The sequence below is a fragment of the Pseudorhodoplanes sp. genome, from assembly GCF_046289595.1.
GTDB lineage: Bacteria > Pseudomonadota > Alphaproteobacteria > Rhizobiales > Xanthobacteraceae > Pseudorhodoplanes.
In genome coordinates, this window is sequence record NZ_JBKBVB010000152.1 from 1 (window position 1) to 9,254 (window position 9,254).

Here is a 9,254-nt window from a genome sequence, read left to right on the forward strand (position 1 = left end):
AAAAAGCTGGGGACCGATTCCGTTGGTGTGGTACAGCGTCCGGCAGCCGCCCAGCCGGGCGCGCGCAATCCCCAGCAGGGAGCCGCCCAGCGCGGGGCACCGGTGCCCGGCGGCGGACAGCGCGCGCAATAGCGCCCGGCGGGTGAGCGCTGTAAGGTCCGCAGCGTCCGATTCCCCTGGTGCGTGAACCCGCAATGACCTTGTCGAGCATGACCGGATTTGCCCGCAGCCATGGCGCGAGCGGCAGCTATGCCTGGTCCTGGGAGATCAAGTCGGTCAACGCCAAGGGGCTGGACGTGCGGCTGCGTCTGCCGCCCGGCTTCGACGGCGTCGAAATCCCGGTCCGAGCGCGCGCCGCCGAGATGCTGTCGCGGGGCAATGTCTATGCCACGCTGTCGGTCAGCCGCGAGGGCGTCGGACCCGTGGTCCGCATCAACGAGCCGGTCCTGAATGCGATCGTGGACGCCATTTCGCGGCTGTCGGGCAAAGTCGATGCAGACAAGCCCCGGCTCGACGGTCTGCTCGGGCTCAAGGGCGTGATCGACGTCACCGACGCCGAAGAATCGGAGGAGGAGAAGGCCGCGGCCGAAGAGGCCATCGTTCACGGCTTCTCCGAAGCGGTGACGGGTCTCGCGCAGATGCGAAGGCACGAGGGCGAGGCGATCGGGCGCGTGTTGTCGGCGCGGCTCGACGAAATGGCAGCCCTGGCCGCCCGCGCCGAAAAGGCGCCCGGACGCCAGCCCGATGCCGTGAAGAAGAAACTTGCGGACCAGATTGCGATTCTGCTTGAGGCGTCCAGCCGTTTCGATCCGGACCGCCTGCATCAGGAAGCAATCCTGATTGCCGGTAAGGCCGATATCCGCGAAGAGCTCGACCGTCTCGCGGCTCACGTCGCGCAGGCCCGCGCCCTGATGAAAGCGGGCGGCGCCATCGGCCGGCGGCTCGACTTCCTGTCGCAGGAGCTCAACCGCGAAACCAATACCTTGTGCGCGAAGTCGAACGATGTCGAGTTGACCAATATCGGCCTTGAGCTGAAAAGCGTGGTCGAACAGTTTCGCGAGCAGGTACAGAATCTCGAATGAGCGCCAATATCGATATTGCCCGGCGCGGCATCATGCTGATCGTGTCTTCGCCTTCGGGCGCGGGTAAGACGACGCTGACGCGCAATCTTCTCGATACCGAAGAGAATGTGTCTCTCTCGATTTCGGTGACGACGCGTGCCCGGCGTTCCAGCGAAATCGACGGTATCCACTACAAGTTCATTTCCCGCCGGCAATTCGAACTGATGCGCGACGGCGGCGAATTGCTGGAATGGGCCGAGGTGCACGACAATTTCTACGGTACGCCGCGCGAGCCGGTCGAAACCGCGCTGGCGGAAGGACGTGACGTTTTGTTCGACATCGACTGGCAGGGCACCCAGCAGCTCTACAAGACAATGCGCGACGATGTGGTCAGTGTGTTCGTGCTGCCGCCGACCGCAAACGAACTGAAGGCGCGGCTGGAACGGCGCGCCGAGGACACGCCCGAAATCATCGCGCGGCGGCTCAGGAATGCGGCGGAGGAAATCCCGCACTGGCAGGAATACGACTACGTCCTCGTCAATCGCGACCTTGAAAAGAGCTTCATCCGCTTGCGGGGTATCCTGACCGCGGAGCGGCTGAAGCGCGTCCACAAGGACGACATCCAGGCCTTCGTCGACACCTTGCTGACCGACCTGAAGGCGCTGACGCCGCCGTAAGTCTCAGGCGCGCGCTGAATAGGCGCGTGCAAGACGCACGAAGCCCTCGACCGGAATGTCTTCCGCGCGATCGGTCGGGGCGATCGCTGCTGTCTCCAGAAGCGGCAGCGGATCGGGCACGAGCGTCTTCAGGCTCTGCCGCAGCATCTTGCGGCGCTGTCCGAAGGCGGCTTCCGCAACCCGCGTCAATGCCGCGCGATCGCATGGATCGGGCGCGGGGCGCGGGACAAATTCCACGACCGACGACGTGACCTTGGGCGGCGGCACAAAAGCCGATGGCGCGACATCGAACAGGATTTTCGGCTTGGTGCGCCATTGGGCGAGCACGGAGAGGCGGCCATAAGCCTTGGTGTTGGGCGCGGCCACGATCCGCTCCGCCACCTCGCGCTGGAACATCAGGACGAGGCGCTCATAGAAGGGGGGCCAGGGCTCGGCCTCAAGCCATCCGGTCAGCAGCACGGTCGCAATATTGTAGGGCAGGTTGGCGACGATCCGCACCGGGCCCTCGTGCAGGAACGGTGCAGGGTCGAAGGTCAGCGCGTCGCCTTCGACGATGGTCAGCCGTCCGGGATAGCGCTGCGCGATCTCCTGCAGCGCGCCGACCGCGCGGGCGTCGCGCTCCACCGCGACGATGCGCGCGGCGTCATGCATCAACAGCGCGCGGGTGAGACCGCCGGGGCCGGGGCCGATCTCGATCACGGTGACGCCGTGAAGCGGACCCGCCGCGCGCGCGATCCGTCCGGTGAGGTTGAGGTCGAGAAGGAAATTCTGTCCGAGGGACTTCTTAGCGGTCAGTTCGTGTTTGCGGATGACGTCGCGCAGCGGCGGCAGATCGTCGAGGGCGGCCATCAGGCCGCCGAACGCGAGGGCCGCTCATGGGCCGCGAGCCTTGCCGCGAGCTTGAGCGAGGCGATCAGACTTTCGGGGTTGGCGCGGCCGGTGCCGGCAATGTCGAAAGCCGTGCCGTGATCGGGTGAGGTGCGGATGAAGGGCAGCCCGAGCGTGACGTTGACGGCCTCCTCAAACGCCAAAGTCTTGATCGCGACCAGCGCCTGGTCGTGATACATGCACAAGGCGGCGTCGTAGCTGCTGCGGGCGGCGGCGTGGAACAGCGTGTCGGCAGGCAGCGGGCCGCGAACCGCAAGGCCAAGAGCCGCGAGCCGCTCGACCGCCGGCCGGACGATGCGGATTTCCTCGTCTCCGAGCAAGCCATCTTCCCCCGCATGCGGATTGAGCCCCGCAATCGCAAGCCGCGGCGCTGCAATGCCGAAACGCTGCGCGAGATCGCGCGCCACGATCGTCCCGGTCTCGACGATCAGGTCGGCGGTGAGGAGCGTCGGCACCGCACGCAGCGGCACATGGATGGTCACGGGGACCACGGCGAGTTCCTTGCACCACAGCATCATCACCGGTGTCGCCGTGACGCCGAGCATGTCCTGCGCGAGTCTGGCCAGATACTCGGTATGGCCGGGATCGCGGAAACCGGCGCGGTACAACACATGCTTGGCGATCGGGTTGGTCACGACCGCCGATGCGCGGCCGTCTGCGACGTCGCGCACCGCGCGCCGGATCGATGCCAGCGAGACCGCGGCGCTGGTTTCGTCCGGCTGCCCTGGCGCCGCTGTCGCACGATTGTCGATCGCCACGACCGGCAGCGCCGACCCGAACATTGCGCCCGCGGTTTCCGGCGTTGCGGTGCCGAGCTCCACGGCCAGGCCAATCTGTTGGGCGCGGGCGGCGACATGGTCGGGATCGGCGATCAGATAAAAGGCGGGAAGGTCGCGCTCCCGCCGCATGGTCCAGGCGGCGAGCGCGATGTCGCAGCCGATTCCGGCCGGCTCGCCGATGGTCAGCGCGAGTGCGGGCATAGCGCTATTGCTTGTATTCGATCATCGCCTGCGAACGCAACTCGCGCAGATAGCGGTCGGCTTGTTTCTGGAAGCGCTTCTGGAAGATTTCATCGCGGACCTTGCGCTTGGTCGGAGAGTCCGAATTGGTCTCCTTGCGCTCGCACAGCGCAAAAACCTCGACGCCGCCCTCGGTAACCTCCGGTGGCGTCACCCTGCCGATCTCGACTTTGGCAAGGATTTCCCGCAACGCCGGGCTTAGATCCGCAGAGTTGCGGCGGATCGGCGCCCGCACCACGACTTCGCGCAGCGCGCGCGCGAAAGGCAACCCGGTATTGCAGGACTGGAAACGCTGGCGGAGCGCCTCGGCCTCGCGCCGGCGGGCCTCGATGACATTGGCCGGAGAGCCGCGCGGCACAACGAACGTGATCGGGTGCAGCGTGTATTCGATGCCGACCTCTTTCTGTTCGCTCTGCATTTCGGCTTCGAAAATATCCTTCTCAGACGGATTGATCTGCTGGCCGAAGCGGCCGCGCACGACCTGGTTCCAGGTCAGGTCCGCCTTGAGCCGCGCCTTGAGCGCGTTCGGATTGACGCCGCGGCTCTCCAGCATCTTGCTGAATTGATCCGGCGTCGCCCCCGCGTTTCGGGCGAGACTGGCGAAGGCCGCATCCACGTCAGCCTGCTTCATCTCGAAATTGAAGCGCCTGGCGGCGAGAATTTTCAGCTGGTCGTCGATCAGCTCGTCGATGACCTGCTGCCGCGATTTGGGTTTGCCGCCGAGCGCGATCAGCTTGCTGCGCTGCTCGATGTCATAGGCAGTGATGGGCTGGCCGGTGACGTAAAGCACGATCTGGGCCTGTGCTGGCGTGCCGAAGCACAGCGACGCCGCGGCGGCGGCCGCGAACAGACTCAATCGCAGTGTTCTTGCTTTGCAGTCCTGCATGCGTTGCGGTCCTGAATCCTTTCCGCCCGGTTCCCCGACGCGACTTGGCGATTCTGCAGCCCGCTGGCGCGTGCGGCTCGGAGCGCTAGAGTCCGCCGATGCCGGAAATTCCGGTTGTCCCGGAGGTCGAACCCAGCGTCCGCAGGCTCAGCTGCATCATCAGGCGGTGATCCTTGGTTGGATTGCCGCTGTAGGTATAACTGGTGATGTAATTCAGGGCCAAGATAAGGCAATCGTCGATATAGCCGAGCCCGAACCGGGTCTGGTCGAATTTATCGGCGTCGATATCGTAGCGCGCCGCTGCGATCGCCGCCCAGTTCTGCGTCAATTTGACCGAGACGCCGCCAAGGATGCCTTCGCGCCGCGCCAGGAAGCCGAGCTCGGGCTGCTTGTCGTAGTTGCCGTACAGAGCCTGCAGCGACACACGATCGAAATTGGCGCGGCCTTCGAGTTCGAACCGGCGCATGTCGAAATTCTTCTCGTCGAACCGGTAGCGCGTCGTCAGGGTGAACATGCGGTCCGGCTGATAGGAGAGCCTTGCCACATAGTCCGACCTGCGGGTGTCGAGACCGCTATTCAGGCCGGTATTGGTGGCATCGCCGGCCGCGAAGGAATTGGTGCCGAACAGCTGATACGACTGCCCGAACAACACGTTGATATAGCCACCCTGATTGAACTGGGTGGTCGTCTGAACGCCGTAATTGACGCGGCCGCCGCCCTCGACCCGGTCCCAGCCCGAAAACTTGTCGACCCTGAACAGATTGCCGTCGTCGAACACGAAGCTCTGCGCATCCTCGTTCGGCATCTTTCCGATCTTCGACTCGTCCGGACGGGCGATGACCTGCGCGATCGGCTCAACGATGGTCGTTCCCCAGGACTGCACGTTGATGAAGGGGTAGCGATATTCCAGGCCGGCGACCGGCATGCCGCGGAACTGTGCGGTGTCGCTGGTTTCGATGAAGTTCGACACGCCTGGCTCGTTCTCGAGATTGACCGAGGCGATGTCGGCGCGCACCGAGAAGAACGGGGTAAACATCTGGCCAAGCGGATCGGTGATGGTGCGCTTCCAGCTCGCTTCCGCCGAGAAGCGCGAATAGCTCCCCGGTGCGCCGCGCAGCAGGCAATTGTTGGTGTTTTTGACCGCGGGATCGGCGGTGGTGAATCCGCAAAAATTCAGATCCTTCGCAGTCTTGTTGATCGGGTCGAAATCGGCGGTGTCGCGGGAGATGCTGGTCATGTTGAACCGGAAACCGAGCTCGCCGCCCAGCACCGGCTGTCCCACCGTATAAGTATAGTCGATCACCGGATGGACGACCGGCAGCTGCTTCTGCTGGTCGAATTCCGAAAAACCGTAAAAGTACATGGTCCGGGCGTCGAAATACGAGCGGCTGCCGCGCCCGACCAGATAGAGCTGGGACACGCCCTCCATCTTGTTGTTCTGGAACGGGTTGCGCGCATCCTTCGTGAAGGTCTGAACCTTGTAGTCCTGATAGAAGGTCTTGTCAGAGATCAGCAGCGCATCCCAGCCCCAGACCCAGCGCTGGTTCAGTCCGAATTGACCGTTCGATTCAACTGCACCGCGCCAGTCGCGATAGCCGGGGGTGGGCTGTCCATTGGCGTGGATGAACTCGTCTTTGTCGAACTGGCGGATGCCGGCAGCGCGGATCGCATAGGCACCGTTCAACAGCCGGTGGCGAAACTCCGCCTGCATGAACGGTCCTTGTTTGGTCGAGACGCTCGGTGTCAGAGTAAGATCGTAATTTGGCGCCAGCGCCCAGAAATAAGGCGCCTCCATCACAAAGCCGAGCTTTGTTGTGCTTGAGAAGACCGGCATCAGCCAGCCGCTCTTGCGCTTCACGGTCGGATCGGGCGTCGAGAAATAGGGGAAATAGGCAATCGGCCTTCCGAACAGCTCGAATGAGCCCTGTTCGAAATGGATCATCTTTTCCTGTTCGTCGTGAATGATACGTGCGCCCTTGACCTGCCAGAGCGGCGGCTTGCGCGGGTCGGTCTTGCAGGGCTCGCACGCAGTGTAGACGCCGCTCTGCAGCACCGAATACCGGCCGTCGCTGCGGTCGGCACGGGCGGCGGCGAAACGCGTTTGGTCCGGGGTCTCGACCCGCAGCGAATCGACAAATCCGTCGCGATAATCATCGTTGAGTTCGAGGATTTCACCGTAGGTAATGTTGCCGCCGGGCTCGGTCAGGCGGACATTGCCTTCGGCGCGCAGCCGCTTGGTGCGCTGATTATAGACCACCCGATCGGCCTCGATGGTGGACCCGTCATAGTAGATCTGGACATTGCCGACCGCACTCACACGCTCATTGACGTGGTCGTATTGGACTTCGGTCGCCTGCACCATCATCTGCTTGTCGCCGGCGCCAGCCGCAGGGCGGCCGAGCGACGGCTTCTTTGTTCCCTTCGGGCGCTGCTCGAAGCGGAAAAAGTCGGTCTGGGCAAAGGCAGGCGCCAGAGTCGCGGCCCCGAACAGAGCCACGGCAACAGCCGCCAACACCGCGGCGGACAAGCCGCGGCCAATCGATCCGGAACGGGCTGGGATACGCGACGCCATCACCCGTCTTCCTGATAAAGCAACACCAAGAACCCCGTCAGTCCCCCTACCAACACCGGCGCCCAAGCAGCGGTCACCGGCGACAGGAGCTCTGTCTTACTCATATCCTCGGTGATTTTCGAGAGAACATAGAGAAAAAACCCGGACAGCACGCCGCCCAGAACCATTTTCTGAACGCCGCCCATACGGGCGAAGCGCAGGCTGAACGCGGCTGCCAGCAGAACCATCGCCGCCAGCAGGAACGGGCGTGACAATAGCTTCTGATACTGGAGCCGGTAGCCCGCCGCGGCGAGGCCTGCATTCTCGGCGAGCCGGATATATTCCGGCAGCTCCCACACCGTCAGCGTTTCCGGCGTGGAGAAATTCTCCCGGACCTGTTCGCGGGAAATATTGGTCTTCAGCGCATAGGTTCCGTGCTCCGAGGGTGGGCTGTTGCTCGGATAGACGCGCGCCTCCGTGAGCGCCCAGGCGCCATCCTGCAACTCTGCCGAGCGGGCCTCGATTCTTTCCTGATAGCGCCCCTGCTCGTCGAAGGTGAACACGGTGACGCCCTCCAGCCGCAATCCCTGGTCGCGGCTGTTCCTGGCATTGATGATCGACTGGCCATCCGGGCTTCGCTGCCGGACCCAGAAACCGGATTCTTGCTGTCCGAATTCGCGCTGGCCAAAAATCTCGATCTCGTAGCGTTTGGAGCGTTCCTGCAGGAGAGCCGCCACGGGATTGTAGACAAGTGTTGTCAGCACGCCGAGCAGCAGCGCAATCGCCACTGCTGGCGCTGTGAATTGCCAGGCCGACACGCCAGCTGCCCGCGCGACCACGAGCTCGTTACGCCGCGACAGGCTCAGATAACAGGACATTGCAGCGATCAGCACGCAGAACGGGATGATCCGTTCGGCGATGATCGGCACGCGGAAAAACGACAACTTGATGACGGCAAGCGCGGTCGCGTTCTCGTTTGTCGCGGTCCGGCGCATCAGTTCCACCGAATCGAGCAAGGCGACCAGGAGCACGACGCCGGCGAAAACAGCAAGTGCGGTGGTCAGAAACCGCATCCCGAAATAGCGCCCGAGGGTCAGGGATATCCGCACCGCGTGCTCCCTCAGGTCGCCGGTGCCGCAAACCGGCCAAGGCGCGCCAGCTGCGCGCCGATGGCATCGATCGCTTTGGTGACAAAAGCGGGCGGTTCGATCTCAAGGCCGCGGTGAATGGCGTAAAGGCCAAGACCGGCAGCTGCCGTGAGCAGCAGGTACTGGAAAGCCAAAACCCAAGGGTAGCGCACGCACAGCACGATCACGACAAAGCCGATCAGCCGGATCGTGGCGATCACCACGGCGGCGCTGGCAATCGAAATGGCGCGGCCCTGCCGGGTGGTGCGGGGGGCGCCCAGATAGGCGAAGGTGATGATGGTAAAGACAATCGGGTAAATCGGCGCAAAGATCCGGTCATGCAGCTCCGCCCGGACCTGACCCGGCTGCAGCTTGCTGCCTTCGTCGTCGGCATTCATCAATTCCCAGACGAAGCGGTCGCGGGCCGAGCTGCGCAGGCTTTGCGGGTCGGTCGGAGCCTGCGCCAGGTCGAGCGCATAGCGCTCGAATTTGACGATTGTCGGATCCTTTTGTTTGAGCGGTCCTTTCTGACCCTTCTGGCGCCGCACGATCTCAAGCCGTTGCACGCTGCCATTTTCCAGAACCAGGAAAGTGCCGCGTTCGTCCTTCACCACGGTGCCCTGTTCGGCCAGAAAGCTGACCCGCTCCTTGGGATTGCGGCGGTCGTCGACAAACACCCCCATCAGCATGCCGTTGGCCTGCCGTTCGCGGATATGAAACACCAGACCGCGCTCGAAGCCGTTGAAGCGGCCGGGCTGTACCACATTGGTGACGAGGTCCGCCCGCACCTCGTTGGCCCAGTTATTGAGCGTCTGCAGGCCGAGCGGTCCGAGCCACGCGCCGATCGTCGCCATGACCGTGCTGACCATGACTGCCATCAGGAGGAAGGGCCGGAACAGCGCCCAGGGCGACATGCCGGCCGCGTTCATCACGATCAGTTCCGAATCGTTCGACAGCCGGCCGATCGCATGCATCACCGCGATCATCAGCGCGATCGGCGCAATCACCAGAACCAGCATCGGTATCACGAGGCCGGTAATGCCAA

General features: G+C 63.6%; 8 protein-coding genes. 2 read left to right on the top strand and 6 right to left on the bottom strand.

All coding sequences use genetic code 11. The features are described from left to right. The first annotated feature begins 194 nt into the window (after nt 1-194). Both ACK41X_RS21220 and gmk read left to right on the top strand, forming a co-directional pair. The gene (locus ACK41X_RS21220; protein ID WP_409727538.1) at nt 195-1,082 is read left to right on the top strand and encodes a YicC/YloC family endoribonuclease; all 888 of its coding nucleotides are present in this window, start codon (nt 195-197) and stop codon (nt 1,080-1,082) included. After that, nucleotides 1,079-1,738, top strand: a complete 660-nt coding sequence (gene gmk, locus ACK41X_RS21225) for a guanylate kinase (protein ID WP_409727541.1) — start codon at nt 1,079-1,081, stop codon at nt 1,736-1,738. The genes ACK41X_RS21220 and gmk overlap by 4 nt, the downstream gene beginning before the upstream one ends. Nucleotides 1,739-1,741: 3 nt before the next feature. Here gmk and rsmA read toward each other — a convergent pair whose 3' ends face one another. The 6 genes from rsmA to ACK41X_RS21255 all read right to left on the bottom strand — a co-directional run. Further along, nucleotides 1,742-2,587, bottom strand: coding sequence for a 16S rRNA (adenine(1518)-N(6)/adenine(1519)-N(6))-dimethyltransferase RsmA (gene rsmA, locus ACK41X_RS21230; protein WP_409727544.1), 846 nt, complete (start codon nt 2,585-2,587; stop codon nt 1,742-1,744). After that, nucleotides 2,587-3,606 carry a 4-hydroxythreonine-4-phosphate dehydrogenase PdxA gene (pdxA, locus tag ACK41X_RS21235; protein ID WP_409727547.1) on the bottom strand — a complete coding sequence of 340 codons (1,020 nt, stop codon included), beginning with the start codon at nt 3,604-3,606 and terminating at the stop codon, nt 2,587-2,589. Before pdxA ends, rsmA begins: the two co-directional genes overlap by 1 nt. A 4-nt stretch (nt 3,607-3,610) precedes the next feature. Continuing rightward, nucleotides 3,611-4,531, bottom strand: a complete 921-nt coding sequence (locus ACK41X_RS21240) for a SurA N-terminal domain-containing protein (RefSeq protein WP_409727551.1) — start codon at nt 4,529-4,531, stop codon at nt 3,611-3,613. Nucleotides 4,532-4,616: 85 nt separating this feature from the next. Beyond that, nucleotides 4,617-7,103, bottom strand: a complete 2,487-nt coding sequence (locus ACK41X_RS21245) for an LPS-assembly protein LptD (RefSeq protein ID WP_409727554.1) — start codon at nt 7,101-7,103, stop codon at nt 4,617-4,619. Further along, nucleotides 7,103-8,155: an LPS export ABC transporter permease LptG gene (lptG, locus tag ACK41X_RS21250; protein WP_409727560.1), complete on the bottom strand. Its 1,053-nt coding sequence runs from the start codon at nt 8,153-8,155 to the stop codon at nt 7,103-7,105. The genes ACK41X_RS21245 and lptG overlap by 1 nt, the downstream gene beginning before the upstream one ends. Before the next feature lie 47 nt (nt 8,156-8,202). Further along, the coding region (locus tag ACK41X_RS21255) for an LptF/LptG family permease (RefSeq protein ID WP_409727557.1) at nt 8,203-9,254 on the bottom strand (1,052 nt) is incomplete at its 5' end.